Here is a 26,360-nt window from a genome sequence, read left to right on the forward strand (position 1 = left end):
GCCAGGGATGGGGCCGAGGCCGAGGTTGGTGCCGGGTGGGGCGAAAGGGCTGTGGGGGCCGTGGGAGCTGTGGGGGCCGTGGGAGCTGTGGGGGCCATGGGAGCTGTGGGGGCTGTGGGGAGCATGGGGGCCGCAGGCGCGGAGGGCGCCGGAAGGGGAGAAGGTGCCGCGGGTGCCCGACAGGGCCGGCGCCCCGGCCCTTGCCCCAGCCCTTGCCTCGGCCCTCCCCTGCCCCTCGGTATTCACTTGTCCGTCACTGCTCATCCGTTCCTCAGTGCTCATCGGCCTCACCCCGCCGCTCGCGGCGCAGTCGCATCCGGAGCCGGAGCAGCTGGCCCGCGATGACCAGGACGGCGCCGCCGGCCAGCACCAGGCCCACGGCCGAGGTGCTGCTCAGCTCGCGACTCGACGAGGCCTCGGCGGGCACGCCGGTGCGGGGGGCCGGAACGGCACGGACCGCGGGAGCGGGGTGGGGGGCCGACCCGGGGACGACCGAGGCAGGGCTCGCCGGGGCAAGAAGCGCCGAGGCAGGCGTCGCCGGGGCAAGGGCGGCCGGGGCAAGGGCCGCGGCGACCATTCCGGTCCCGGTGGCGCGAGCGTCCCCGCCGTACACGGGCGACGTCATCACCGCGCAGGCCGCGACCGCGGCGCAGAGAGCAAGTTGCCGTGAGCGCATGGTGAACCTCCGATACCTCCGAAGGTCCGCCCGTGCGAGCCCGGCCGCATCCGGTAACGGGCGGGGCTGCGCCGTTCGGGTGGGGGTCAGCGGCGCCGGAGTCCCGGGCCGTCCACGGCGCGCCGGTACTCCGGTGCTCCGGCACCCCGACGCTCCGGTACTCCGGCACCCCGACGCTCCGGTACTCCGGCACGCCGGTACTCCAGGACGCGGGACGTGCAGGCCCCGGACGTCCATGGCGCTCATGGTCCGGCCGTCCCTCGTGCGGACCGGCGCAGGATGCCCGTGGCCGCCGGACGCCGATTGCCTCAGCTCACGCCCCCTCGGCGCCGCTCACACCAGGTCGATGAGGTCCGCGATCGAGTCCACCACACGGGAGGGCCGGAACGGGTGCCGGTCGACCTCCTCGGGACGGGTCAGTCCGGTCAGGACGAGGAAGGTCTCCATACCCGCCTCCAGTCCGGCCAGCACGTCGGTGTCCATCCGGTCGCCGATCATCGCGGAGGTCTCGGAGTGGGCGCCGATGACGTTGAGCCCGTGTCGCATCATCAGCGGGTTGGGCTTGCCGACGAAGTACGGATCGACGCCCGTCGCCTTGGTTATCAGCGCGGCCACCGAGCCGGTCGCGGGCAGCGCGCCCTGCGGGGAGGGGCCGGTCTCGTCGGGGTTGGTGGCGATGAACCGCGCCCCCTCGTTGATCAGCCGGATCGCCTTCGTCAGCGCCTCGAAGCTGTAGGTGCGGGTCTCACCGAGGACGACATAGTCCGGGGAGTGGTCGGTCAGGACGTAGCCGATGTCGTGCAGGGCGGTCGTCAGGCCCGCCTCCCCGATGACGTACGCGGTCCCGCCGGGCCGCTGGTCGTCCAGGAACTGGGCGGTGGCCAGCGCGGAGGTCCAGATGGACTCCCACGGCACCTCCAGCCCGATGCGGTTCAGGCGGGCGTGCAGGTCACGCGGGGTGTAGATGGAATTGTTGGTCAGCACGAGAAAGGGCTTGCCCGACTCGCGCAGCCGCTTGATGAAGGCGTCCGCCCCGGGGACCGGAATGCCCTCGTGCATCAGGACGCCGTCCATGTCGGTGAGCCATGACTCGATCGGCTTGCGCTCTGCCACTGCCGGACTCCTGCCGTGCGTGATGAACAGGTGCGCCGGCCGTCTCCGTCCGTGCCGTGGATCACGCGAGTGGCCCACACCTCGTACGTACGGCCGACGCACCCACCCTAAGTCAGCAGGCAGGGCCCCTGGCCCCCGCGCTCACCCCGGATCTTTTGCCGCACCACGCCCCTGCTCCGGCGCTGACCATTGATCTTCGGCAGCGGCCGGCACCTGCGCGCCCAGACTCTCGGCGATCCGCAGCACGTCACGGAGCGACTCGGTGAACCGCTCTCCGAGGAAACGCAGCTCGCCGTTCGACACTCGGCGGTCGTGGAGCATCGCGCGTGCATGCCCGAGTAATTCGACCGCCATCTCCAATTGGGTCGCCTCCACCTCGTCGGCCAGGCGTGAGATCGGGCCACCTCCGTCCCCTATGAGGTAGCAGGGCTTGTCCTCGGAGTCGGCCCACGGCAGGAGTCGGGGCTGCTGTCGTTGAGGCACATGCACGGTGGACCACCGCCTGATATCGGGGATGCTCACATCGAGGACAGTACCGCTTTTCACGAATAGCAGCGAGGTTGCGAGGAGTAGGCTGAGCTTGTCACTTGTTTCATAAGGCAGCACAGTGAGGGAGAGGGTCGTCCGTGCCGGAGGGTGCCGTGAGCAGCGTCGAGTGGATCACCACATCAGTGCCGTACCTGACCGCGCGGCAGCCCGGGCAGCGTGATGCCTGGAGCGCTGAGACCGCGGCCAAGGGGCGGCGGGGCAGCCAGCGCATCGTGCAGGCGGGGGAAGTGGCCGCGCCGGACGAGATCGCACAGGCGCTGGGCGTGGGCCGAGGAGAGACCGTCGTCGTACGACGGCGCATCATGTATCTCGACGACCGGCCGTGCGAATTGACAGACACCTACTACCCGTCGGCGATCGCCCGGGGCACCCGGCTGGCCGGGACGGCGAAGATCCCGGGCGGGGCGGTCACGCTGCTCGCCGAACTCGGATACGTCGGGGTCCGCTCCCGTGAGGACATCAGTGCGCGGCTGCCCAGTGAGGACGAGGCCGAGGCCCTTGAGTCGGAAGTGACGCAGCCCGTATTGCAGTTGATCCGGCTGACGCTCGACGCACGGGAGCGGCCGATCCAGGCGGACAGGATGGTCATGCCGTCCCGGCTCCAGCACCTGCGCTACGAGATGAGGATCGGGTGACTCCTGTGCCCAGCGCAGAGACCGGCGCCGTGGACCACCGATCGCTGCACGCACGTATCGCTGCCGATCTGCGCGACGAGATCATGAACGGCGACCTCGCACCGGGCGCGAAGCTGCCGTCCACGGCGCAGCTCAGGGAGCGGTTCGCCGCCTCGAACGCCACCGTGCAGAAGGCGTTGGGCCTGTTGAAGGACGAGCGCCTGGTCGTCGGACGCGCGGGGTCCGCCGTCACCGTGCGGGACCACCGGCAGCGGACGATGCGCCCGGCTTCGTACATGGCACCGGCAGCAGGCGGCGAACGCTACCGCTGGCTGACGGAGGCCGAGAAGCTGGGTACCCATGCGCGGAGCAGGCTGCTGCGCGTGGCGGACGTCGTCCCGCCCGCCGATGTGGCTGCGGCGCTCGGGCTCCCGGAGGGCGGCACAGCCCTGCTCCGTCACCAGCTCCTGCTGCTCGACGACGAGCCGGTGGAGCTGGTCAGCTCCTACTACCCGCCGGAGATCGCCCGCGGCACGGCGATCGAGGAGCGCCGGAAGATCAGGGGCGGTACGCCCGCCCTCCTCGCCGAGCTGGGGTACCCGCCCCGCCGCAGCGTGGACCGCGTCTCGGCGCGGGTGCCCACGCAGGAGCAGTTCACCGCGCTCCGGCTGCCGGGGGACCTCCCGGTGCTGCGCACCTTGCGCGTCGTCCACAGCGACGACGCCGACCGCCCCATCGAGGTCACCGTGATGGTCAAGGCAGGTCATCTCTACGAGATGCAGTACGAGTTCACGGCGGAGTGAGCGGCAGGCCCGGCCGCCACGTGAGCGGGTGCGGCGGGGCCCGGTGCATCCTTGCCCGTCGCAGCAACGCAGGGGGCGTTGCCGCGATCGCTGGGAGTCTGGTCGCCGCGGCGGCCGCGCACCGATGGCGGCACCGCGTGGTGTTCTTCACCGGGTTCCTGTTCGCCGGGGCGCCGAAGTTCCTGATCCTTGCCTGCCACGCCCCGCTGGGGGCGGTGCTCCCCGTGTTCGCCGTCGGGGGGGCGGGGCGGGGCTCCTCAACCCGGTGCTGGGGGCGGTCACCTTCGAACGGATACCGCGACGGCTGCTGGGCCGGGTCAACGCGCTGGGGGATTCGCCCGACTCCGCCGGCGGCGCGGCGTGCTCGACCTTGGCCGTGTAGTACTTGGGAATGCGTCCGTGCTCGCGGACGCCGGACCGGATGGGTGCGCCAGGATCCTGGCCGTACGGGAACTCCACGCGGTGCTCCTCGCACTACGGCGCGGGGGAGCGGTGGACAGGGGCCGAGGTCACGGCCCGGGAGCGCCGGCCGGCGCGGCAGGTGGCGCCGACGGCAAGGTGCGCCCGGCGCCGCCCTGCTGCCCGGCCGCGAGGCCCGCCTGGCGCGGTCCGAACAGCGGTGCCAGCACCAGTTCCGCCGCCCCGTCGGCGACCACCCGCGCACCGCCGCGGGCGAGCGCCACCGGCACCGCCTCCCCGGCCCCGGCCCTGCCGCGGGTGCGCGCCTGCTCGGCGAGGGCCGTGGTCACGCCCGTGAGGAAGGCGTCGGGGTGGTCCAGTACGGTGCGGCCACCGAGCAGCACCCGGTCGATGTCCAGCAGCTCGACGAGGTTGGCGGCGCCCACGCCCAACGCCCGTGCCGCGCCCAGCAGATCGCCGCGGGCCACCGCCGCCAGGCACAGCGCCTCGATGCAGCCGCGCCGTCCGCAGCCGCAGCGCGGACCGTCCCACTGCACGATCTGGTGGCCGAATTCACCGGCGCCGGTGCGCGGACCGCGGTAGAGGCTGCCGCCCAGTACGAGCCCGGCGCCGAGGCCGGTGCCCAGGTGGAGGTATCCGAAGGAGCCGGCACCCGCCGGTATCCCCCGGGTCAGGCCCAGTGCCGCCGCGTTGGTGTCCTTGTCGAGGACGACGGGCAGGCCGAGGCGTTCGGCGAGCGCGTCCCGCAGCGGGAAGCCGTCCCACCGGGGCGCGCCGGTGACCCGGTGCAGGACGCCGGTGGTGTGGTCGAGGGGTCCGGGGCAGGCCACCCCGGCGCCCAGCACCGGCGGCCCGCCGGCCTCCTCGCGCAAGGCGGCGACCTCCCGTTCGACGGTGGCGAGCGCCTGCCCGGCACCCGCCTCGAAGGCGAGCGGGGCACGGCGTACGCCGACCGCTTCGCCCGCGAGGTCGGCGAGGACGGCGGTGAGCTCATCGCGGTCCAGCTGCAGTCCGACGGCGTGCCGGGCGCCGGGGACCAGCCGCAGGACGGTGGCGGGCTTACCGCCCGTGGAGGCGCGGCGGCCCGCCTCGGTGACCAGGCCGTCGGCCCGCAGCCGGGCGGTGATCTTGCTGACGGCCTGCGGGGTCAGCCCGGTGCGGCCGGCGAGCTCCCGCCGGCTGACGCCCTCCTCGCCGGCCGCGCGCAGCAGCCCGAGCACCAGGGCGGCATTGTGGCCGCGCAGGGCGGGGAGGTTGGCGCCCGGCGGGGCGGCGGCGGGGCCGTCGTGGGGGGTGTCGTTGCTGCTCACCCACCCATTGTCCGCATCGCTTGCACTTTGGCAACAGCGTTGCTTAAGTGGGAGCCATGAGCGAGAAGCGCGACTCCACCGGCACCGCCGCCTCCCACGACCCGCTCCGCGTCGGCCTCATCGGCTACGGCCTGGCGGGCTCGGTCTTCCACGCCCCGCTGATCGCGGCCACCGAAGGCCTGCGGCTCGACACCGTCTCGACCACCCATCCGGAGCGGCAGGCGCAGGCCCGCGCCGGGCATCCCGGGGTCCGTACGGTCGACACGCCCGAGGCGGTGCTCGCCCGTGCCGCGGACCTCGATCTGATCGTGCTGGCGACGCCGAACAAGACGCATGTGCCGCTCGCCACCGCCGCCCTGGAGGCCGGTCTGCCGGTGGTGGTCGACAAGCCGCTGGCCGCGACCGCCGCCGAGGCCGAGAAGCTGGCGGCGCTCGCCGAGGACCGCGGCCTGCTGCTCTCCGTCTTCCAGAACCGCCGCTGGGACAACGACTTCCGCACCGCCCGCAAGCTCATCGAGGAGGGGGCGCTCGGCGACGTCCACCGCTTCGAGTCCCGCTTCGAGCGCTGGCGGCCGCAGCCCAAGGGCGGCTGGCGCGAGTCCGGCGACCCGGCGGAGCTCGGCGGCCTGCTCTACGACCTCGGCAGCCACCTCGTCGACCAGGCGCTGGTCCTCTTCGGCCCGGCCGTCTCCGTCTACGCCGAGTCCGTGGTCCGCCGCCCCGGCGCGGAGGCCGACGACGACTCCTTCATCGCCCTCACGCACGCGAACGGCGTCCGCTCCCACCTGTGGATGAGCGCCACCGCGGCCATGCTGGGCCCGCGCTTTCGGGTGCTGGGCAGCCGGGCGGGCTATGTGAAGCACGGCCTGGACCCGCAGGAGGCCGCACTGCGCGAGGGCCGCCGGCCCGGTGACGAAGAGGGCGACTGGGGCGTGGAGCCGGAGTCCCGCTGGGGCAGGATCGGTGCCGGGTCCTCCCCGCAGAGCGGTGGTGGCGAGCGGGTACCGACGCTGCCGGGCGACTACCCCGCCTACTACGCCGCGATCGCACGAGCACTGCGCGAGGGCGGCCGCCCACCGGTGACCGCCACCGAGGCCGCGGCCGCCCTCCGCGCCCTGGAGGCCGCAAAGCTCTCCGCCGCCGAAGGCCGTACGGTCCACCTCGGAGCGGACACGTGAGCGCGGCCCGCCCCGTTCCGCCGTACCGGCTCCCTCAGGCCTCCTCGAGCTGCTGCCGCTGCCGTCCCAGGCCGTCGATCTCCAGTTCCACGATGTCGCCGGCGCGCAGGTAGGGCTTGGGGTCCGGGCGGCCCATGGCGACGCCGGCCGGGGTGCCGGTGTTGATGACGTCGCCGGGGTGGAGGGTCATGAACTGGCTGACGTAGCGGACGACTTCGGCCACCGGGAAGATCTGTTCGGCGGTGGTGCCGTCCTGTTTCAGGTCGCCGTTGACCCACAGCCGCAGGCCGAGGGCCTGTGGGTCGGGGACCTCGTCGGCGGTCACCAGCCAGGGGCCCAGGGGGTTGAACGTCTCGCAGTTCTTGCCCTTGTCCCACTGGCCGCCGCGCTCGATCTGGAAGGCGCGCTCGGAGACGTCGTGGGCCACGGCGTAGCCGGCCACCGCCGCCAGTGCCTGTGCGTCGCTCTCCAGGTAGCGGGCGCGGCGGCCGATGACGACCGCCAACTCCACCTCCCAGTCGGTCTTCACGCTGCCGCGCGGGACCAGCACGGTGTCCTCGGGTCCGACGACCGTGTCGGGGGCCTTCATGAAGAGGATCGGCTCCTCGGGGGGCGTGGCCCCCGTCTCCCGGGCGTGGTCGTGGTAGTTCAGCCCGATGCACACGATCTTGCCGATCCGGGCCAGCGGCGGGCCGGTGCGCAGCCCGGCCGCGTCGAGCTCTGGCAGCTCGCCGGACGCGGCGGCGGCGCGGAGGCGCGCCAGTGTTCCGTCGTCGGCGAGCAGCGCTCCGTCGATGTCCGGCACCAGGCCGGACAGGTCCCGCAGGACCCCGGCCTCATCGAGCAGCGCCGGGCGTTCCGCCCCCACCGTTCCGACACGCATCAGCTTCATCGGTTCCACTCCCGTGGTCGAAGGTCGGCCCGGCAAAGGGAATTCCGGGCCGGCCGATGGGGACGGCCATCGAGCGATTCGGCCGATCGTCCAAGAACGGGGTCCGGTCTGCAAGACCCCGTTCACGGACTGGACCGTTACCGGGTGGTAGTGGCGATCTCCTCGACGGTCTTCCCGGTGGGTTTTCCGAGGGCCTTTCCGGTGGGCGTCCGGTCGCCGGTCCCGGCCTGGGAGTTGGCCCTCGCGCGGGCCGCGCGCTGCCGGGCCGCGCGGGTCTTCGGCGCGCCCCTGCGGTCCGTACCGCCCCTGCGGTCCGTACGCTGCGACACCGGACGCTGCGACGACGGGCCCTGTTGCGGGGTCCGCGTGCCCGGGGTGCCGTCAGCCGGGGCGGGGGCCTGGTCCCCGGACGGGACGACGGTCTTCGCCTTGGTGCGGGCCGGCTTCCCCCCGGACGGTGCCGCCGCGGTGGCCGCGGCTGCCTCGCCGCGCTCCCGCTCCCGGTGCAGCAGCGCCCGCTCGCAGGCCGTCCAGATCGTCGTCGTGACCGTGTAGAGCCCGGCGGCCAGCGGCACCACGGCCACCGTGATCAGCATGCCGAAGGACAGCAGCGGCATCACCTTGGCCATGGAGGCCGTCCCGGGCAGTGCCGCGCCGGCGCCCGCGGCCGGCTGCGGGGCCTTGGCCATCGTGGCGCGGGCCCGGCGGAAGTTCCAGGTGGCGACGGCCGCGATCAGCGCGAACAGTGCGAGGTAGACCCGCCCCTGCGGCCCGAAGGGCCCGCCGTCCGCCAGCGCCTGGCTCCAGTGGCCGCCGAGCGGCGCCCCCAGCAGCGTGTGGTGCAGGAGGCCGCCGCCCCCGGTGGAGAACAGGTGGTACATCACGAAGAAGACGGGCAGCTGCAGCAGGGTCGGCAGACACCCGGCCAGCGGCGAGGAGCCGGTCTCGGCGTACAGCTCGGACGTCGCCTTCTGCAGGCGCTCGGGGTGGCCCTTGTGCTTGCGCTGCAGTGCGGCGAGCTGCGGGGCGAGCGCCGTACGGGCCCTCTCGCCGCGGGCCGCGGCGCGGGCGAGCGGGTGCAGCGCGGCGCGGACGCCGAGGGTGCACGAAACGATGGCGGCGGCCATGGCCGCGCTGCCGAAGAGCGGGGCGAGCGCCGCGGCGCCGTGCGCCAGCGCGTCGCCGAGGAAGCCGAACAGGGACATGGGTGTGAGCCCTCCACGGGGTCTCGTCGTGCCGGGATGAGGAGTCGGCGTGACGAGCCGCGCGGACGCGGAATGCGGTGCGGTGACCGGACCGGATGCGGAGCTGCAGACCTGCGGTGCGGTGCTGCGGACCGGATGCGGTGCGGTGAGCGGACCGGGCGCCTACGCGGCCGTCGGGAGGGCGCGGCCCGGTGCTCGGGGGCGCGGGCGGCCGGCCGCGTCGGGATCACGTTGGGGCAGGAACGCCGTGCGCCGCTCGCGGTCGCGCAGCGCCGTACGGATCCGGCCCGGTGGCAGAGGCCGGGCGCAGGCCGCGATCAGGAAGGCGCGGCACAGGAGCAGCAGCGCACCGGTGGTCGCGGCCGCGGTCAGGGCGGCGGTGAGGCCGGTCTGCGTGAGCAGGAAGCCGGCCAGGACGAAGAGGAGTGCCGAGGTGTACAGGCGCCAGACGTCGAGGATGCGGTACATCCGGCGGCCTCCTCGGGTTGTCCGGTCGTCAAGACTTATCGGCTTCCGCTCAAGAGTAGCCACAGATCTGGGCAGCCGGGAGCCCGGCCGATAACTTGCCCCCCTGCCGTCGGGACGTCGGCAGGACCAGGGGGCCAAGGGGGAACACCTAGGAGGTGCTGTGCGCGACATCAGCGTTCCGGCCGTGGCGGCTCGACTGCGGACCGGCGGTCTTGCCGATTCCGTCTTCGACACCGCGAACCACCAGCCGGATTTCGCTCAGCTCGCCCGCCGCGACGCCAGAGCGTCCGGCGGCTGGCAGGAGGTGTCCGCGGCGGAATTCCGGGACGAAGTCATGGCCCTGGCCAGGGGGCTGCTGGCGGACGGGGTACGGCCCGGCACCCGGGTCGCGCTGATGTCCCGTACGCGCTACGAGTGGACGCTGTTCACCTATGCGCTGTGGGCGATCGGCGGACAGCTCGTACCGGTCTATCCGACCGCATCGGCCGAGCAGGTGCGCTGCATCCTCGCCGGGGCGAAGGTCACCGCGATCGTCGTCGAGAACGAGGCGCAGGCCATGACCGTGGCCGAGGCCTGCAACGAGCAGGCCAGACTGCGCCGGCTGTGGCAGCTGGACCTGGACTGCGTCCGGCGGCTGACGGAGGAGGGCACCCGGCTGCCCGAGGCGGAGGTGCACCGGCTGCGCCACATGGTCTCCCCGGAGGGGATCGCGGCGATCGTGTACACCTCGGGGACCACCGGGCGCCCGCGCGGCTGTGTGATCACCCACGCCAATCTCGCCGCCGAGTGCGACACCCTCTACGCGGGCTGGGGCGGGCTGCTGGCCGCGCCCGGCGAACGCCCGTCGCTGCTGGCCTTCCTGCCGTTCGCGCAGATCTACGGGCTGATGGTGCAGGTGGCGTGTCTGCGCGGCGGGGTGAAGCTCGCCCACCAGCCCGATGTGTCGTCGCAGGAGCTGCTGCCGGCCCTGGCCTCGTTCCGTCCGACGTTCCTGTTCGCGGTGCCGCACGTCTTCGAGAAGATCTGCACCCGCGCCCGGCTGGCCGCCGAAGCGGCGGGCCGGCGGCGGACGTTCGACGCGGCGATGACGGTGGCGGTGCGCTACGCGGAGGCGATGGCCGAGGAGGCGCGGGGCACCGGGCGCGGACCCGACCCGTTCCTGCGGGCCCGGCACGCGCTCTACGACCGGCTGGTCTACTCCCGCATCCGGCAGACGCTGGGCGGCCGGGTGCGCACCGCGGTCTGTGGCGGCTCACCGCTCCTGCGCGAACTGGGCCTGCTCTTCGCCGGGATGGGCATCACCGTCTACGACGGCTACGGCCTGACGGAGACCAGCGGCGCGATCACCGTCCAGCCGCCCGGCAAGGTGCGGTTCGGCACGGTGGGCCGCCCGCTGCCGGGCAGCGCGGTGCATCTGGCGCTGGACGGCGAGGTGTGGGTGCGCGGTCCGGTGGTGTTCGCCGGCTACCTCGACGAGGACGGCACCACGGGCAGCGGGCTCTACGACGGCTGGCTGCCGACCGGCGACCTGGGGCATCTGGACGAGGACGGCTATCTCGTCATCACCGGCCGCAAGAAGGACATGCTCATCACCAGCAACGGCAAGAGCGTGGCCCCGCAGGGGCTGGAGCAGCGGCTGTGCTCCCATCCGCTGATCTCGCAGGCCGTGGTGGTCGGCGACAACCGGCCCTATGTCACCGCCCTGCTCACGCTGGACCCCGAGGCGCTGGAGCACTGGCGCAAGCTGCGGGACGAGCCCAGCGCCGACAGCACGGCACCGACGCCGGAGGAACAACTGCAGGCGGAGGTCCGGCGGGCGGTGGCGCGCGCCAACGCGTCGGTGTCGCGGGCCGAGTCGATCCGCGCCTTCCGGGTGCTGCCGGGCCAGTTCAGCCAGGAGTCCGGGCTGATGACGCCGTCGCTCAAGCTGCGCCGGGCGGCGATCGTCAGAACCTACGCAGCGGAGATCGACGCCCTGTACGCGGAGGGCAAGCGCGAGGAGCCCGGCACGCGGCGCGACCGCCGCCGCTGGGCCGCGGCGGGGCTGTACGCGCGCTGAGCACCGCACGCTGACACGACGCACACCGCGCTGGACGGGCCCGGCCGGGCATACGAAATCCGACGCACGTCACCCGTTCCCCCGGCCGGGCCCGCACGCGGCACCGTAGCAGTGCCGCGGCGGGCCCGGCCGTTATTTGTCCAGGGGTGAGGACCCGGGTCCGCCGGGCCGGTGCGGCACTTAGCGTCCGGTGGGATTCCAGTAGTGACGAACCGGGAGGCCGTGTGCGGTCCATCCTCAGCAATTCCGCAACATCCGGGCGGACCATCGCCACCGGCCTGGTGGTGGCCGCGCTCGTGGCCACGCTCGCGGCGCTGCTGCTGCCCGTCCAGCTCTTCGGCGAGGCCCAGGCCTCGGCGACCACCACCCTCTCGTACGACGACGACGGCGGGGGCACGGTCAGCACCCGCTACGGTCCGCTCACCGCGATGGACCGGGACTTCGTACGCAAGGTCAAGCTGGCCGGGCTGTGGGAGCTGCCCTCGGGCCGGATGGCGCAGCAGCGCGGGACGACCGCCGCCGTCCGCACGGCCGGCAACCACCTCGTGGCGGGACACACCGAGCTGGACCGGCGGTCGAACGAGGCCGGGCAGGCGCTCGGCGTCGACCTGCCCACGGAGCCCAACGTCGCCCAGCAGGGCTGGCTCGGGCAGCTCAAGGCCGCCCAGGGCAAGGAGTTCGACGCGACGCTGGCCGAGTTGCTGCGCCGGGCCCACGGCAAGGTCTTCGGGCTGGTCGCCCTGGTCCGCGATCAGACCAAGAACACGATGGTGCGTGCCCTGGCGGACCGCGCCAACAGCGTCGTGCTGGACCACATCACGGTCCTGGAGAAGACCGGGAACGTCGACTTCAACACCCTGCACACCAGCTGACCGCAGGCAGTTCCCGGTTCTTGGGATCGCCCACAACCCCTGTGAAACCGACCAGGACGACACCCCTCACATCGGACGAAGCGAAGTGATCTCATGAGGCAACGGCAACAGGCCCATAAACGCTCGCGTTTGACGAACAGAATGCTCATCGGCGCGACCGCCCTCCTGCTGGGCGGCGGCGGGCTCGCCGCCTACGCCACCACGGCGCTGGCGGGCAACCAGACCACCCCCGGCACGGCGTCCGGCCATCAGCACACCGCGTCCGGCATCACCATCTCCTGCCCCGATGTGGGCGAACGGCTGCGGACCGTTCCGCGCAGCGCCCAGCTCCCGGTCTCCAAGGGGCTGTCCGCACTCGACAGGCAGGTGCACGACGCGTACCACAAGATGATGGGCGGCAGCGGCAGTGCCGTCATGGCCCCGCTCAAGGCGCAGCGGGAGAAGACCATCAGGATGATGGTCACCGCGATCGCCAAGAACACCAAGCGGCCGGGCTATCTGATCAAGATGAGCGGCTGTACCACCAAGCCCGTGACCGAGGGCGCCGGCGCGGGCGGCAACGACTCCACGAAGACCGTGAAGGAGGGCTGGTACCAGGGGCAGGCCCCGAACCAGACCCAGGGCGACCAGCAGGGGCAGCAGCAAGGTCAGCAGGGCCAGGACCCGAACCAGCAGGGACAGCAGGGCGGCCAGCAGGGACAGGCCGGCGGGCCCTCCCCCGACGACTTCGTGGACATCACCACCGTCCAGCCGAACGCGGACGCCCCGCCGTTCGCCGCCCCCAAGGGGGGCAACGCCTCGACCGGCACCTTCACCACCGAGTGCGGGCGCAACGAGGACGGCCACTTCAACTCCGACAACGTCATCGTGACCCCGGGTGTCAGCAACGGCGCCCACCACACGCACGACTACGTCGGCAACAAGGCCACCGACGCCTTCGCCGACGACAACAAGCTCGCCGCCTCCGACACCACCTGCAACAACGGCGACCAGTCCACCCACTACTGGCCCGTGCTGCGCAAGCTGGACGGCAACGCGGAGCAGAAGCCGGGCGCCGCGCAGGACGCCAACGTCGGCACGACCCTGACCCCGGCCACGGTGACCCTGAAGTTCCGTGGCAGCCAGGTCGGCCAGGTCGAGGCGATGCCCCGTTTCATGAAGATCATCACCGGCGACGCCAAGGCGTTCACCAACGGCACCAAGAACGCCAACGCCTCCTGGAGCTGCACCGGCTTCGAGGACCGGCAGCTGAAGGACAAGTACCCGCTGTGCCCGCAGGGTTCCCAGGTCGTGCGGACCTTCGCCTTCCAGAACTGCTGGAACGGCCGGGACATCGACAGCGGCAACCACCGCGACCACGTGGCGTTCTCGGACCAGAACGGCGTCTGCCCCAACGGCTTCAAGGCGATCCCGCAGCTCACCCAGCGGATCACCTACGACGTCCCGCAGGGCCAGAGCTTCGCGGTGGACAGCTTCCCCGAGCAGCTGCACAAACCGGTGACCGACCACGGTGACTTCATCAACGTGATGCCGGACCAGCTGATGAGCAAGGCGGTCGACTGCATCAACAGCGGCCGTAACTGCACCTGAACCCGACCCCGGTGAGCCCTGAGCCCCTTGGGGGATTCCCCAAGGGGCTCACTCACGGGCCGTCGTCGGCGGGTGGCCGCGGTGGCCGGTGGGCCTGGGGCGGTGGGTGGTGCCCGGTGGGTGGTGCCCGGTGGGCGGTGCCCGGTGGGCGGTGCCCGGGCATGGCTCACGGCTCACCGCCCACGGCAAAGCAGCGGCCCCGACCCGGATGTCCGGGGGTCGGGGCCGCTGCTCGGCGCCGGGTGGCTGTCGCTGTGCCGGAAGGCCCCCACCGTTCCGGTCTGCCGTCAGCTCAAGGGGCGCGGTGCTGCATCCGCCGGTCCTCAAAGACCGTTGACGCGGGCCTCACGGGCCATGCCCAGCGGGCGTATGGACGAGGCGACGGCGCGTGCGCGGCGGCCGGCCCGTGCGCGGTAGCTGCGGACGTGTGCCATCAGGCGGCGGCTGCGCAGCGCCATTTCCAGCTCGAAGCGGGTGCGCGGATCGCGCAGCACCGGGCCGAAGAGCTTTTCGATCTGACGCAGACGGTATCGGACCGTCTGGGGGTGTACATGCAGCAGTTTGGCCGCTTCGGGGGCACCGCCGCCCTCCAGCCATGCCAGCAGCGTGACTTCGAGCCGTTCGCTCTGCCGGGGCGTCAGCTCCTCCAGCGGGCCCAGCCAGCGGGAGGTCAGCGCGTCGGCCAGCGACTCGTCCTGGAGCAGCAGCAGCGCGGAGAGATGGTCGTCGACGAACGCGGGCCGCGACTCGGGGCCGACCCGGCCCGGGGCCAGCGTCAGCAGATAGCGGGCCCAACGCAGCGAGGACGCGGTGTCGGTGGCCGGTACGACGTGTCCGACCGCGGCCGGCCGGCCCTTGAGCGCCGCCTCCAGGCGGGCCCGGGTCTGGGTGGCCGGGTCGGGGACGAACAGACAGGTGTACCCGTCGACCGAGCCGATGAGCGCGTGTCCGAGCGCCGCGGCGAGCTGGGCGGCCTCGGCGGGTGTGGCGAGGACGACGGCCTGGAGGGTGTCGGGGATGGGCCAGCCCGCCGCGCGGGACAGCTCGGTCAACCCCTCCTCCGGCATCTCCCGTTGTCCGGCAAGGACGTCGAACAGGTCCTGGCGGGCCCGGGCCACCGGCATCGGAGTCACCACGGACGGCACGGCCCCAGGTTTACTCTCCGACTCTTTTTGGTACCCAAGAACTGTCAGCAAGGCCTGTTCCAGCGCCCATTGTGCCTCTTCTACGGGAGTATCCCCGAGAAGTGCGGACAATGCGGGAAATCCGCGTTGCAACTCCGCGACCAACTTGTCGGCGAGATCGGGAAGTTCATTTCTGACTACCCGGTTCCACTCACCTCGTGGACGCGACCAGATGCGGTTCAGGAGATCACACATCGCTACCTCGATCCTGGCGGGGATGCGGCTGTTACTGGGGATTGGCGCCCCCCGTGCGCCTGAGTCGGCATCATCCGGAGTCACCCCGCGGGACCGCGATGCCAGTGCAGGAATTTGTCACAGCGCGATAAACCTTACGAAAGCTTGAACGCGTTCGGAGATGCTTTTACACATCCGGATTACGGCCCTGCGTATCCAACCGGTCACAGAATGTTTAGTGTTACCGGGGGTCACCCGAACAAAAGCCCCGGGCAAATTACGCCCCCGGGAGATTTCAACGAAATTCGCATCCCGCACCCGCGCCCTGACACCGGGAGGTCCGATGTCCGCACCGCGTATGCAGAGCCGCCGCGCCGCACACCGAGCCCGGCCCTCGCCGTTCGTGCCTCGCCCCCGGCGTCCCCCGAACGAACCCGGGCCGCCGGCCCGCCGACCGGCCGGCGGCTTCGCCGGAACCGCCGCACTCCGCCCGGCGCTTCCGGCCGCACTGCTGCTCTTCCTCGCCGTCATGCTGCGCTCCGGCGCGATGGACGGCGTGCTGAACTTCCTGGACTTCGGCGCCGGGGTGCTCGCGCTGGTCTCCCTGTCGGTCACCGTGCTGTGGGGCCTGGCCGCCACCGACCGGATGGTGCTCAAGTCCGGCCACCGGCTCCTCGCCCAGGCCGTGCACCGCGGCACGGGCGTCGCCGGCCTCGGCTTCCTCGGCCTGCACATCTGGATCAAGGTCACCGAGGGCCACACCGACGCGATGGCCGCCGCGGTGCCTTTCACCGATGGCGCCCGCCCCGGCCTCATCGGCCTCGGCACCCTCGCCGCCTACGTGTTCATCGCCGTCGCGGTGACCGGCGCGGTGCGCGGCGCCTTCACCGGCATCACCGCCTCCCAGTGGTGGCGGGGGCTGCACATGAGCGCGTACGCCGCCTGGGGGCTGGCCCTGGTGCACGGCCTCAGGGCGGGCCGGCCCGCGGCCGGTTACGCCCTCGTCGGGTATGCCATCTGCCTCGTCGCGGTGGCCGTACGACTCGCGCTGCGGATGCGCGACTCACGCAGGAACACAGGAGAACTCCCATGACCGCCCCCGCCCCCACCCGCCCGCTCCCGGCCGTTCCCGGCCCCGCGGAGCCCGTGCCGACCCTGGCGTCCTTCGGCCCGCCCCGCCTGCTGGCGGGGCTCGACGAGATGCCGCGCATGGGCCGGGTGGCGCATCTTGCCCGTCACGGCGGCCTGCCCCAGCTCAGCTCCACGGAGCTGGTGGCGCTCGCCGAGGACATCGACCTGCGCGGCCGGGGAGGTGCGGGCTTCCCCTTCGCCCGCAAGCTCACCGCCGTCATGGACGGGATGCGCAAGGCCGACGGCAAGGGCGCGGTGGTCGTCAACGGCAGCGAGGGCGAGCCCAGTTGCCTCAAGGACACCGCGCTGCTGCTGCACGCCCCGCACCTGATGCTCGACGGCGCCCTGCTGGCCGCCGACGCGCTCGGTGCCCAGGAGGTCGCGATCGGCGTGACCCGCATGGACGTGCTGAATTCCGTGCAGAGCGCCATCGACGAACGCGGCCCGGTGCGGCCGACGTTACGGGTCACCCTGCTGACCGAACGGTTCGTCACCGGCGAGGGCTCCGCGATGACGAACGGTCTGGGCGGCGGCGCCGGCCTGCCCTCGGGCCGCAAGATCCGCTCCAGCGAGCGGGGGCTGAACGGTGTGCCGACGCTGCTGTCGAACACCGAGACCTACGCCCAGCTCGCCGTGGCCGCCCGGCTCGGTGCGCTCGGCTACCGCACCACGGGCCTGCCCACGGAGCCCGGCACGCTGCTGCTGACGGTCGCCGGCAGCCGGGTGGTGGAGGTGCCCTACGGCGTCTCGCTGGCCCGGGTCCTGGCGCTGTGCGGCATGGACCAGGGGCAGGGCGTGCTGATCGGCGGCTACCACGGCACCTTCGTCTCGCCCACCGACGCGCTGACCGCGAACCTGTCGAAGGAGTCGCTGGCCGAGTACAACGCGGTGCTCGGGGCGGGAGCGGTGCTGCCGCTGCCCTACGACACCTGCCCGGCCGGCGAGACGGTACGCGTCGCGCAGTGGATGGGCGCCGAATCGGCCGGCCAGTGCGGCCCCTGCGTGCTGGGCCTGCCCGCGCTCGCCGAACAGCTCGACCGCGCCGTACGGGGCGGCGGTGCCGCCGCCCTGGAAGCCGTCCAGGCGCGGATGCGGGCGGTCGAGAAGCGCGGCGCCTGCAGTCATCCGGACGGTACCGCGCGCTTTGTCGCCTCGGCTCTCGCCGCCTTCCCCGAGGAGTTCGAGCGGCATGCGCAGGGGTTCGGATGCGGCCGCCCGGTGACCGGGGCCCTGCCGGTCACCGGGAGCCGGCCGCTGCCGTCCACCGTCCCCCAGCCGGCGCCCGCCCCCTCCCGGGCGGCCGCGCCGCCGCAGGAGCGGCTGCTGGTCGACTGGACGCTGTGCCGCGGCCACGGCCTGTGCGCGGATGTGGTGCCCGGCATCATCAAGCTGGGCCCGGACGGCTACCCGGAGAAGGCCAGCATGCCGCTGCCGGCCCGGATGCGGCGCCGGGCGCAGCTCGCGGTGCGCCGCTGTCCGGCGCTCGCCCTGCGGGTGCAGGGCGGCAGCTGAGGTGCGGGCGGGGGGGCGCGGGCCGGGGTGCCGGGCACGGCTTTCGGGCGTCAACCGCGGTGCCGGGCACGGTTTTTGCCTCCGGAGAAAATTCTTCGGCTCCGTTGAACGCCCGGCACCCCGTAGCGCGTATTCCCCCGGCGACGGCACCCCGCCGGGGCCCCGGGCCGCATCGGCGCCCGGGCCACCGTCCCAGCCCTCACCTCGGCAAGCGACACACTCACCAACCGACCAAGGAGACATCATGAGCACTCGACGTCGTGCGGGTCTCGCGGCCGCGGCGGTCGCCACCCTCGCCCTGACCGCCGCCTGCGGCAGCAGCACCGAACAGAGCGCCGGCACCGCCACCGCCGACAACGTCCAGCCCGCCGGGCAGGGCACCAGCGACTACGGCTACGGGTCCTCCGGCGGCGCGGGCGGCTCCGGCGGCCAGGCGGGCGGCGACACCGGCGGCAAGGCCCCGCAGGCCGCCCCCAGCGCCGGCAAGCTGGCCCTGCACCAGGACACCGAGCTCGGCCCGGTCGTCACCGACGCCAAGGGCATGACCCTCTACCGCTTCGACAAGGACACCGCGGACCCGTCCAAGTCCAACTGCTCCGGCTCCTGCGCCACCACCTGGCCGGTGGTCCCCGCCGACGGCGCCACCGCCCCGGCCGGCATCGACAAGAGCAAGCTGGGCTCGGTCACCCGCGCCGACGGCACCAAGCAGCTCACCATCGGCGGCTGGCCCGCCTACCGCTACGCCAAGGACACCAAGCCCGGCGACACCAAGGGCCAGGGCGTGGGCGGCACCTGGAACGCGCTGGCCGCCGACGGCAAGAAGGCCGGCGCACAAAAGCCCGGCGACGTCTCGGTGTTCGACCACCCGCAGCTCGGCTCGATCCTCGTCGACGGCATGGGCCGCACCCTCTACCGCTTCAACAAGGACAGCGCCTGGCCGATGAAGTTCGGCTGCAACGACGCCTGCCTGGACACCTGGAAGCCCGCCAAGCCGGCCGACCGCTCCAAGCTCAACGGCATCGCCCCCAAGCTCATCTCCACCGTCACCCGCCCCGACGGCACCCGCCAGCTGGCCGTCGACTGCTGGCCGGTCTACTGGTTCACCGGTGACAAGCAGCCCGGTGACATCAACGGCCAGGGCAAGATGGGCCTGTGGTTCGCGGTCTCCAAGGAGGGCAAGAAGATCACGACGACGCCGTAGGGCCGGCCGCCCCGTCCCGCGGCAGGGCACCGTCCCGGGGGAACTCGTCCTCCAGCGCCAGGACCTCGGCGTCCGGCCTGTCGTCCGCATCGCGCGGCCCCAGCCAGGTGACCCCGAGCGCCACCGCCACGTTCACGGCGAGCGCGACGATCCCCGCGTTCATCCCCCCGACCGGGTCGTGTCCCCCGAAGACCAGGACACAGACGAGAGCGAAGCCCGCCACCAGGCCGCTCACCGCGGCGCGAAGCGTCAGCCGCCGCCACACCAGCCCCAGCAGCAGCATCGGCACGAGCTGTGCCATGCCCTCGTACGAAATCAAGGACAGCCGGACGAGGGTGTCGGGGGCGGTGTAGGTCAGCAGCAGCGCCAGCGCCCCGGCCACCACCACGACCACCTGCGACCACAGCTTCTGCCGCCCGCCGTCCCCGGAAGCCTCCCCGGCCCCTCCGTCCGGATTCGCGCGCGCCCCCAGCACGCTCCTCCCCCACATCGTGCCGATGACCAGCATGAACACGGCCATCGGCACGATGGAGGAGAGCGCGGCGGCCACCCCGGTCAGCCCCACGGCCCAGGCCGGAAGGGAGTCCACCACCAGCTTGAACAGCGCGAGATTGGAGTCCGCGCCCACCAGTCCGGGCACCACGAACAGCGCCGCCATCCCGAGCAGCATCGGCACGAACAACAGGACGTTGTAGAAGGGGAGATAGAGCGCGTTACGGCGCAGCACCTCGGCGTTGCGGGCCCCCAGATAGCCCGCCACGGTCGTCGGGAAGATCACCACCGTGAGGGAGTTGACGACGGTGGTGGTGACGAACCAGACCGGGCCCAGCCCGCCCGACGCATGCCCGGGGAAGGTCAGCCACTGCGGCTTCTCGGCGACGATCCGGTGCAGGAAGGGCCCGTAGCCGCCGAAGTAGTGCAGCGGCACATACACCGCGAGGAAGCCGAGGGTGGCGATGACGAGGACGTCCTTGAGCACCGACACCCAGGCACTGCCGCGCAGCCCGCTGATCACGACGAAGCCCGTGGTGACGGCGAAGGCCAGGAAATAGGCCCAGTTGAGGCTGATGGCACCGTACGAAATGGTCGAGACGACCACGCCCATGCCGGTGATCTGCAGCTGGATGTACGGCAGCAGGCAGACGGTGGCGAGAACGGCGACGGCGGCGCCGAGCCAGGGCGCCCGGTAGCGGTGCGCGACCATGTCGGTGATCCCGACCAGCCGGTGGCGGCGGGCGTAGGCCCACAGCATCGGCCCGACGACGTACCCGAGCGCATAGCCGCAGGACATATAGGCCAGGACGTAGAGCACCGGGGCGCCGAAGTTGTAGCCCCAGCCGGCCGCGCCGAGGTAGCTGAAGCTCGTATAGCTCTCGCCCGCCATCAGCACCCAGATGAAGACGGTCCCCAGGCTCCGGCCGCCCACCGACCACTCGGCCAGGCCCCCGCCGGCGGCCCGGCCGCGCACCGCGAGCAGGCCGAGGGCGACGGTGAGCACCATGAAGCCGCCGAATATCGCGGTGGACACCGCGGCGTTCATCCCCGGCCCCGCTTGAGGTCGCCGCGCCGCGCCAGCCCCACCGACAGCGGGGTCGCCAGCGTCGCCACCAGCATCCAGAAGAACAGGAACGGCAGGCCGAGCACCGTCGGTGTCACCCGGTTCACCAGCGGCAGCACCGCCAGGAACAGCACATACGGCAGCAGCAGCCACAGCAGCGCCAGGCGCCGCCTCGAACCCGGGGATCGCCCTCCGGTGGTCTCGTTTCGCACGGAGGAAGAGCCTAGGCGACCCACGCCCGCCCTCACCGGGACTGTGTCGACCGCAACACGCCCCAGACCACCAGCCGGTAGGTGGAGGTGTACTCCGGCGTACAGGTCGTCAGGGTCAGATACGAGCCGGGCGCCGTGAAGCGGTAGGCGGGGTGCACGCTGCTGTACGGGACGGCGGCGAGGACCGTGCCGTCGGCGGGGGCGGTCCTCGGCAGGGTGCGCCGGACCACATAGGTGTAGCGGGCCTCGGCGGTGTCGAGGAGGACGGTGTCGCCGGGGCGCAGCCGGTCGAGACGGCGGAACGGCTCGCCGTGGGTGTTGCGGTGCCCGGCCAGTGCGACATTGCCGGCCTCACCGGGCTCGGCGCTGTGCGGATAGTGGCCGACGTAGCCCTTGTTGAGGACCGCGGCCTTGCCGACGCCCTGGGCGACGGGGGCGGTCAGGCCGATCCGCGGGATGCGCAGCACGGCGTACGCGGCGTTCCGCGGCGGCGCCGGGGGCCGGCCGGTGGTGCGGCGGGCGGGTGTCCGGGACGGCGGGCCGCCGCGGGTGGTACGCGCCGCCCCGTCGTCGGCACCGGGTGCCGCGGGTTCGGCCGGTGACGGCGGCCGGGCGTCCCACGTCCGCTCCAGCCGGTCCACCTGGTCGTGCGCCGCGTCCTGCGCCTGACGGTTCGTCCACCACAGCTGGTGGACGACGAGCAGCAGCAGGACGGCACCGAGCGTCACGGCCAGCTCCGCACCCGTCCACAGCACCCGCGCGGCCCGGGGGCAACGGGTGCGCCGCCCCTGTACGACCACCGGTATCCGCTCCCGCACGCGGGCACCGTAAGCCCTGCGGGCCGAAGTCACCAGAGACGGCGCACGGCCCGTCCCCCGCGCCGGGGTCAGCCGCCGAAGGCCTGCGAGACGGCGTAGATGGCGAGGCCGGCCAGTGCGCCGACGACGGTGCCGTTGATCCGGATGAACTGCAGGTCACGGCCGATGTGCGCCTCGATCTTCTTCGAGGTGTGCTCGGCGTCCCAGCCGGCGACGGTGTCGGTGATCAGCGAGGTGATCTCGCGCTGATACGTCGTCACCACATAGACGGCCGCGTTCTCCAGCCAGCCGTCCACCTTGTCCTGCAGCCGCTTCTCACCGGCCAGCCGCCGGCCCAGGGACAGCAGCGCCGCCCGCACCCGCAGCCGCAGTTCACTGCGCTCGTCCTCGGCCGCGGCGACGATCATGGTGCGCACCGAGCCCCAGGCCGAGGTGATCAGATCCTGCACCTCGCCGCGCCTCAGCACCTCGGACTTCAGCCGCTCGACCTTGGCCCGGGTGTCCGGGTCGGACTGCAGATCGGCCGCGAAGTCCCGCAGGAAGCGGTCGATCGCCCCGCGCGCCGGATGCTCGGGCATGTCCCGCATCTCGGTGACGAAGCGCATCAGCTCCTTGTAGACGCGGTCGCCCACCCTGCGGTCGACGAACCGCGGGGTCCATCCGGGTGCGCCGCCGGAGACCGCGCTCATCACGGAGTCGCCGTGCTCGACCAGCCAGTCGTGGACGCGGGCGACGAGCAGGTCCACCACCCGCCGGTGGCCGCCCTCGGCGACGACCTTCTCCAGCATCGCGCCGATCCCGGGCGCGATCTCGTAGGCGTCGGCGCGGCGGGTGATCGCCTCGCCGACCACCGCCTGCACATCGGAGTCGCGCAGCACGGTCAGCGCGCCGCGCAGCGCGGTGGACAGCTCGGCGGTGACCCGGTCGGCGTTCTGCGGCTCGGCGAGCCAGCCGCCGACCCGGCCGCCGATGCCGACGGAGCGCAGCCGGCGGCGGACGACCTCGCCGGAGAGGAAGTTCTCGCCGACGAAATCACCCAGACTCTGACCCAGTTGGTCCTTTTTGGTGGGGATGATGGCGGTGTGCGGAATCGGCAGCCCCATCGGCCGCTTGAACAGCGCGGTGACCGCGAACCAGTCGGCCAGCGCACCGACCATCCCGGCCTCGGCGGCCGCCGCGACAAATCCGGTCCAGCCGCCCGCACCCCAGGCCCCGGCCCATTTCGCCAGGACGTAGACCAAGGCGACGACCAGCAGCAGACCGGTGGCCGTCGCCTTCATCCGGCGTACGGCGCGCCGGCGCTCCTCGTCGCCGACGCCATACGCGAAGCCGCCGCCCGGTGCGGTCCGGCCCGCCGGCGCCGCTCCCGGGCCCGGCGCCCGTTCCGCTCCCGGCGCCGTCTCGGTATTTGTGCGTTCCATCCGCTCCACCGCTCCCACCGTGCCCCCGCCATCCCTCCGGACCGCCCCGCTCCGCGCACCCGGCCGCCGGTCCAGCCATATATCCCACTGTGACCTACTCCCGGAACGCGCCACGAGTTCCCCGCGTCCATGCCGGGGAGGCATCGAGCGGGGCGCCGGGCGGCGCCCCGGAGGTCCGTGGGATCATGATGGATCGATCGGACCGCAACGGTGCCGCTGATCATCCGCTGCCCTTGCCCGCCCGGAGCGTGCTGCTCCGCTTTACCCAGGAGACCTCTCCCGCATGAAGAAAAGTGTGGGTTACTCCCTGCTCGCCGGTCTGGCGGCAGTGGTGGTGCTGATCTCGACCGCCATATTCGTCGGCTTCGGCGGCGATGACGGCGGACTGGACGGTTCCTCGCACAAGCCCCGCGACCCTGCCGCACCGGCGGTCTCCGGGCAGTGGGTCGGGACCTGGTCGGCGGCCGCGGCGGCGGCCGAGCCCGGCACGCTCAACGGCTACGCGGGGATGTCGATACGCAACGTCGTGCACACCAGCGTCGGCGGGGCGGGCGTGCGCATCCAGCTCTCCAACCTCTACGGCACCCGTCCGCTGGTGGTGAGCCATGCCACCCTGGCGCTGGCCGCGGCCCCCAGCAACCCCACGGCCGCGAGCGGCACCATGCGGCGGCTGTCCTTCAACGGCAAGCCCGCGGTGACCATCCCGGCGGGCGGCGCGGTCACCAGCGACCCGACCCGGCTGAACGTGCCCGGCGACGCCGACCTGCTGGTCACGTCGTACTCCCCGTCCCCCTCGGGGCCCGCCACCTACCACCCGTACGCCCGGCAGACCTCCTACCTGGCACGCGGCGACCGGGCCGAGGACGCCACCGGCGCGGCCTACACCGAGCAGAGCCCGTACTGGCGCTATCTGACCGGTGTGGACGTGTGGAGCACCCAGGCGCACGGGTCCGTCGTGGCGATCGGCGACTCGATCACCGACGGCATCACCTCCACCGCCGGTGCCAACCACCGCTGGACGGACTTCCTCGCGGCCAGGCTGCGCACCGAGCCCGGCGCGCCCCGCTACGGCGTCCTCAACCAGGGCATCAGCGGCAACCGCCTGCTGGTCAACGGCTCCAGGTTCTCCCCGAACAACGGGCCCAGCGTGCTGTCCCGCCTGCAACGCGACGCGCTGTCGCGGACCGGGGTGAAGGCGGTGATCGTCGAGATCGGGCTGAACGACCTGTTCAAGACCCCGCGTCAGCTCGACCCGCAGAAGATCGTGGCGGGGATGCGGGAGATCGTCCGGCAGGCGCACGCCCGCGGTCTGCGCGTCACCGGCAGCACCCTTACCCCGTTCGGGGGGCACCGCGGTTACTCCAACCTGCTGAATTCGGTGCGCGAACAGGTCAACCACATCATCCGCTCCGGCACCGTCTACGACGAGGTCGTGGACTTCGACAAGGCGCTGCGCGACCCGTCGGCGCCGGTGCGGCTGCGGCCCTCCTACGACTCCGGTGACCATCTCCACCCGAGCGACGAGGGCTTTAGGGCGATGGCGAACGCGGTGAACCTCGCCCACCTCAAGCTGGCCGCGCCCGCCGCGCTGTAACGCGAACGGCGCAGGGGCCGCCGCCTCAGTCCCCCTCCTTGCGCGGGTGGTCGTCGAGGCGGCGCCGCTCCTCCTTCTGGCGGCGCTGCTCCTCCTTCAGCCGCCGCTTCTCGGCCCTCGGCAGCTTCCGCTCGACGCCGACGCCGCCCATCATCGCCAGGCCCTTGACGATCACGCGGGGCGCGCCGGGCTCGCCCGGCACCCCCTCCTCACGCGCGTCAAAGCCGCCCATGATGCCCACGCCGCGCACCTCGACCTCGACGCCCGGCGGCACCAGGATGTGCACCCCGCCCATGAGCGCCCAGCAGGTGATGACGACCTCGGGGCCGGCGAAGTGCGCCTCGCGCAGATCGATCTCGCCGCCGCCCATGAGGCAGGCCGCCGTGAAGCGGCGCCCGATCGTCCACCGGCCCTTGCGCTGGAACCCGCCCATGAGGGCCAGACCGACCGACGAGCCCTCCGCGCCGTCCACGATCCGCTCCGCCCACGGCGCGGGGGCCGCGCTCTCCTTGCGCAGCGAGAGCGGGGCCGGGGCCGCCGCGCCCACCGGCAGATCGGCGGTGAGCACGTCCAACTCCCGGTAGGTGCGGGCCGTGTACGCCGCGTCCAGCCGCTCGTCGAACTCCTCCATCGCCAGCCGCCCTTCCGCGACGGCGTCGCGCAGGATCTCGGCGACCCGTTCGCGGTCGGCGTCACAGGCGCGCAGCGCCGGGAGGTCTTCAGTCATACGGACACATTAGAGCGCCGGGCCCCCGTTGCCCCCGCTCCGACCGGTTTCCGGTCGTTTTCCCCCGCTCGCGTACAGCTCGGCGATCAAGGTCTCGATGTCCGGCTCCCGCACCGACAGGTCCACCAGCGGATAGCGCGCGGCGACCGCGGCGACCAAGGGGGCCGCGCTCTGCGACGCCGGGAAAGCCAGCCACTGCCGGGGCCCGTCCACCTTGACCGTACGGGCGCCCGGCACGCCCTCGATGGGGGGCAGTTGCCGCTCCAGGTCCACCACCAGCGTCCGCTCGCCGCCACCGGCCGCCCGCAGCCCGTCGAGGCCGCCGTCGTAGACCAGCCGGCCGTGGTCGATGACCATCACCCGGCGGCACAACTGCTCGATGTCGGTGAGGTCATGGGTGGTCAGCAGGACCGTGGTGTCCCGCTCGGCGTTCACCTCGCGCAGGAACCCGCGCACCTTCGCCTTGCTGACCACATCCAGGCCGATGGTCGGCTCGTCGAGGTACAGCACCTCGGGATCGTGCAGCAGCGCCGCCGCGAGATCGCCGCGCATCCGCTGCCCCAGCGACAGCTGCCGTACCGGTACGGCCAGCAGCGGGCCCAGGTCCAGCAGCTCGACACAGCGCGCCAGGTTGGCGCGGTAGACGGCGTCCGGGACCCGGTACATCCGCCGCACCAGCTCGTAGGAGTCCTTGAGCGGCAGGTCCCACCACAGGGTGGTGCGCTGCCCGAAGACCACCCCGATCCGGCGGGCGAGCCGGGTCCGCCCGCGGTCGTGGCCGGCGCGGAGACCGGACCGTGGGGACGGGTCGATGCCCGCGATCCGCAGTCGGCCGCCGCTGGGCACCAGAATGCCGGTCAGCATCTTGATCGTGGTGGACTTCCCGGCCCCGTTCGGGCCGATGAAGCCGACCATCTCGCCGCGCGGCACCCCGAAGGAGATGCCGTCCACGGCCCGGACCTCCTGCCGCACCCGCCGCAGCCGGCCCGCCTTGCGCCGCACCGAGAAGACCTTCTCCAGGCCGTCCACCTCGATCAGCGGCGCCGCCCCGGCGGTTTCGCTCACCACGCGTCCTCCTC

Annotated in this window: 24 protein-coding genes and 1 pseudogene; 11 read left to right on the forward strand and 14 right to left on the reverse strand. The window is 72.6% G+C overall.

Annotation, left to right across the window (positions count from 1 at the left end; translation table 11 throughout):
* Positions 1-271: 271 nt before the first annotated feature.
* The 3 genes from CFW40_RS12220 to CFW40_RS12230 form a co-directional block, all read right to left on the reverse strand.
* Positions 272-625 (reverse strand): hypothetical protein, encoded by a 354-nt coding sequence (locus CFW40_RS12220; RefSeq protein WP_143034573.1) that lies wholly within the window; start codon positions 623-625, stop codon positions 272-274.
* 384 nt (positions 626-1,009) lie between these two features.
* Entirely contained in the window at positions 1,010-1,789 is a 780-nt protein-coding gene (locus CFW40_RS12225; RefSeq protein WP_088797813.1) for an HAD-IIA family hydrolase, read from the reverse strand.
* Positions 1,790-1,930: 141 nt separating this feature from the next.
* A complete protein-coding gene (locus CFW40_RS12230; protein WP_256331496.1) occupies positions 1,931-2,311 on the reverse strand; it encodes a hypothetical protein in 381 nt (126 codons plus the stop codon).
* A gap of 119 nt (positions 2,312-2,430) precedes the next feature.
* On the opposite strand from CFW40_RS12230, the gene CFW40_RS12235 reads away from it, so the two are divergent.
* From CFW40_RS12235 to CFW40_RS38025, 3 genes and pseudogenes are all read left to right on the forward strand, one after another.
* Entirely contained in the window at positions 2,431-2,973 is a 543-nt protein-coding gene (locus CFW40_RS12235; protein ID WP_088797814.1) for a GntR family transcriptional regulator, read from the forward strand.
* Between the two features lie 5 nt (positions 2,974-2,978).
* Positions 2,979-3,755: a GntR family transcriptional regulator gene (locus CFW40_RS12240; protein ID WP_088797815.1), complete on the forward strand. Its 777-nt coding sequence runs from the start codon at positions 2,979-2,981 to the stop codon at positions 3,753-3,755.
* 74 nt (positions 3,756-3,829) lie between these two features.
* A pseudogene (locus CFW40_RS38025) lies at positions 3,830-4,107 on the forward strand (MFS transporter); the annotation flags it as partial.
* Between the two features lie 157 nt (positions 4,108-4,264).
* Here CFW40_RS38025 and CFW40_RS12250 read toward each other — a convergent pair.
* Positions 4,265-5,485 (reverse strand): ROK family transcriptional regulator, encoded by a 1,221-nt coding sequence (locus CFW40_RS12250; RefSeq protein WP_088797816.1) that lies wholly within the window; start codon positions 5,483-5,485, stop codon positions 4,265-4,267.
* 56 nt (positions 5,486-5,541) lie between these two features.
* Between CFW40_RS12250 and CFW40_RS12255 the strand changes: the two genes are divergently transcribed.
* Positions 5,542-6,663, forward strand: a complete 1,122-nt coding sequence (locus tag CFW40_RS12255) for a Gfo/Idh/MocA family oxidoreductase (RefSeq protein ID WP_088797817.1) — start codon at positions 5,542-5,544, stop codon at positions 6,661-6,663.
* Between the two features lie 34 nt (positions 6,664-6,697).
* Here CFW40_RS12255 and CFW40_RS12260 read toward each other — a convergent pair whose 3' ends face one another.
* From CFW40_RS12260 to CFW40_RS12270, 3 genes are all read right to left on the reverse strand, one after another.
* On the reverse strand, positions 6,698-7,555 hold the full coding sequence (locus CFW40_RS12260; protein WP_088797818.1) for a fumarylacetoacetate hydrolase family protein: 858 nt from the start codon (positions 7,553-7,555) through the stop codon (positions 6,698-6,700).
* Between the two features lie 137 nt (positions 7,556-7,692).
* Entirely contained in the window at positions 7,693-8,760 is a 1,068-nt protein-coding gene (locus CFW40_RS12265; protein WP_088797819.1) for a membrane protein insertase YidC, read from the reverse strand.
* Between the two features lie 162 nt (positions 8,761-8,922).
* Complete coding sequence (locus CFW40_RS12270; protein WP_088797820.1) at positions 8,923-9,228, reverse strand: DUF6412 domain-containing protein; 306 nt, start codon at positions 9,226-9,228, stop codon at positions 8,923-8,925.
* A gap of 160 nt (positions 9,229-9,388) precedes the next feature.
* On the opposite strand from CFW40_RS12270, the gene CFW40_RS12275 reads away from it, so the two are divergent.
* From CFW40_RS12275 to CFW40_RS12285, 3 genes are all read left to right on the forward strand, one after another.
* Complete coding sequence (locus CFW40_RS12275; RefSeq protein WP_088797821.1) at positions 9,389-11,287, forward strand: long-chain fatty acid--CoA ligase; 1,899 nt, start codon at positions 9,389-9,391, stop codon at positions 11,285-11,287.
* Between the two features lie 224 nt (positions 11,288-11,511).
* Positions 11,512-12,159: a DUF4142 domain-containing protein gene (locus CFW40_RS12280; RefSeq protein ID WP_088797822.1), complete on the forward strand. Its 648-nt coding sequence runs from the start codon at positions 11,512-11,514 to the stop codon at positions 12,157-12,159.
* Between the two features lie 141 nt (positions 12,160-12,300).
* Positions 12,301-13,749, forward strand: a complete 1,449-nt coding sequence (locus CFW40_RS12285) for a DUF1996 domain-containing protein (protein ID WP_088797823.1) — start codon at positions 12,301-12,303, stop codon at positions 13,747-13,749.
* Positions 13,750-14,072: 323 nt separating this feature from the next.
* Here the strand turns inward: CFW40_RS12285 and CFW40_RS12290 are convergent, their stop codons facing one another.
* Positions 14,073-14,894: a CdaR family transcriptional regulator gene (locus CFW40_RS12290; protein ID WP_256331495.1), complete on the reverse strand. Its 822-nt coding sequence runs from the start codon at positions 14,892-14,894 to the stop codon at positions 14,073-14,075.
* 556 nt (positions 14,895-15,450) lie between these two features.
* On the opposite strand from CFW40_RS12290, the gene CFW40_RS12295 reads away from it, so the two are divergent.
* The 3 genes from CFW40_RS12295 to CFW40_RS12305 all read left to right on the forward strand — a co-directional run bounded on the left by CFW40_RS12295 (position 15,451) and on the right by CFW40_RS12305 (position 18,951).
* Positions 15,451-16,200, forward strand: coding sequence for a hypothetical protein (locus tag CFW40_RS12295; RefSeq protein ID WP_088797825.1), 750 nt, complete (start codon positions 15,451-15,453; stop codon positions 16,198-16,200).
* Positions 16,197-17,750 carry an NADH-quinone oxidoreductase subunit NuoF family protein gene (locus CFW40_RS12300; RefSeq protein WP_088797826.1) on the forward strand — a complete coding sequence of 518 codons (1,554 nt, stop codon included), beginning with the start codon at positions 16,197-16,199 and terminating at the stop codon, positions 17,748-17,750. Before CFW40_RS12295 ends, CFW40_RS12300 begins: the two co-directional genes overlap by 4 nt.
* Positions 17,751-17,994: 244 nt before the next feature.
* Positions 17,995-18,951: an SCO0930 family lipoprotein gene (locus CFW40_RS12305; protein WP_088797827.1), complete on the forward strand. Its 957-nt coding sequence runs from the start codon at positions 17,995-17,997 to the stop codon at positions 18,949-18,951.
* Here the strand turns inward: CFW40_RS12305 and CFW40_RS12310 are convergent.
* The 4 genes from CFW40_RS12310 to CFW40_RS12325 form a co-directional block, all read right to left on the reverse strand.
* Positions 18,935-20,491, reverse strand: a complete 1,557-nt coding sequence (locus CFW40_RS12310) for a sodium:solute symporter (RefSeq protein WP_088797828.1) — start codon at positions 20,489-20,491, stop codon at positions 18,935-18,937. The two genes, CFW40_RS12305 and CFW40_RS12310, sit on opposite strands and share 17 nt — an antisense overlap.
* Positions 20,488-20,721 carry a DUF3311 domain-containing protein gene (locus tag CFW40_RS12315; protein WP_088797829.1) on the reverse strand — a complete coding sequence of 78 codons (234 nt, stop codon included), beginning with the start codon at positions 20,719-20,721 and terminating at the stop codon, positions 20,488-20,490. The genes CFW40_RS12310 and CFW40_RS12315 overlap by 4 nt, the downstream gene beginning before the upstream one ends.
* A 32-nt stretch (positions 20,722-20,753) precedes the next feature.
* Positions 20,754-21,539 carry a class E sortase gene (locus tag CFW40_RS12320; RefSeq protein ID WP_143128372.1) on the reverse strand — a complete coding sequence of 262 codons (786 nt, stop codon included), beginning with the start codon at positions 21,537-21,539 and terminating at the stop codon, positions 20,754-20,756.
* Positions 21,540-21,607: 68 nt separating this feature from the next.
* Positions 21,608-22,960, reverse strand: coding sequence for a DUF445 domain-containing protein (locus CFW40_RS12325; RefSeq protein WP_107440498.1), 1,353 nt, complete (start codon positions 22,958-22,960; stop codon positions 21,608-21,610).
* Positions 22,961-23,243: 283 nt separating this feature from the next.
* Here CFW40_RS12325 and CFW40_RS12330 point away from each other — a divergent pair, with 283 nt between their 5' ends.
* On the forward strand, positions 23,244-24,554 hold the full coding sequence (locus tag CFW40_RS12330) for an SGNH/GDSL hydrolase family protein (RefSeq protein ID WP_088797830.1): 1,311 nt from the start codon (positions 23,244-23,246) through the stop codon (positions 24,552-24,554).
* A gap of 25 nt (positions 24,555-24,579) precedes the next feature.
* Here CFW40_RS12330 and CFW40_RS12335 read toward each other — a convergent pair whose 3' ends face one another.
* Positions 24,580-25,281 carry a DUF1707 domain-containing protein gene (locus tag CFW40_RS12335; protein ID WP_088797831.1) on the reverse strand — a complete coding sequence of 234 codons (702 nt, stop codon included), beginning with the start codon at positions 25,279-25,281 and terminating at the stop codon, positions 24,580-24,582.
* A gap of 9 nt (positions 25,282-25,290) precedes the next feature.
* Positions 25,291-26,346, reverse strand: coding sequence for an ATP-binding cassette domain-containing protein (locus CFW40_RS12340; RefSeq protein ID WP_256331494.1), 1,056 nt, complete (start codon positions 26,344-26,346; stop codon positions 25,291-25,293).
* Positions 26,347-26,360 lie beyond the last annotated feature (14 nt).

The sequence above is a fragment of the Streptomyces sp. 2114.4 genome, from assembly GCF_900187385.1.
GTDB classification, from domain to species: Bacteria; Actinomycetota; Actinomycetes; order Streptomycetales; family Streptomycetaceae; genus Streptomyces; species Streptomyces mooreae.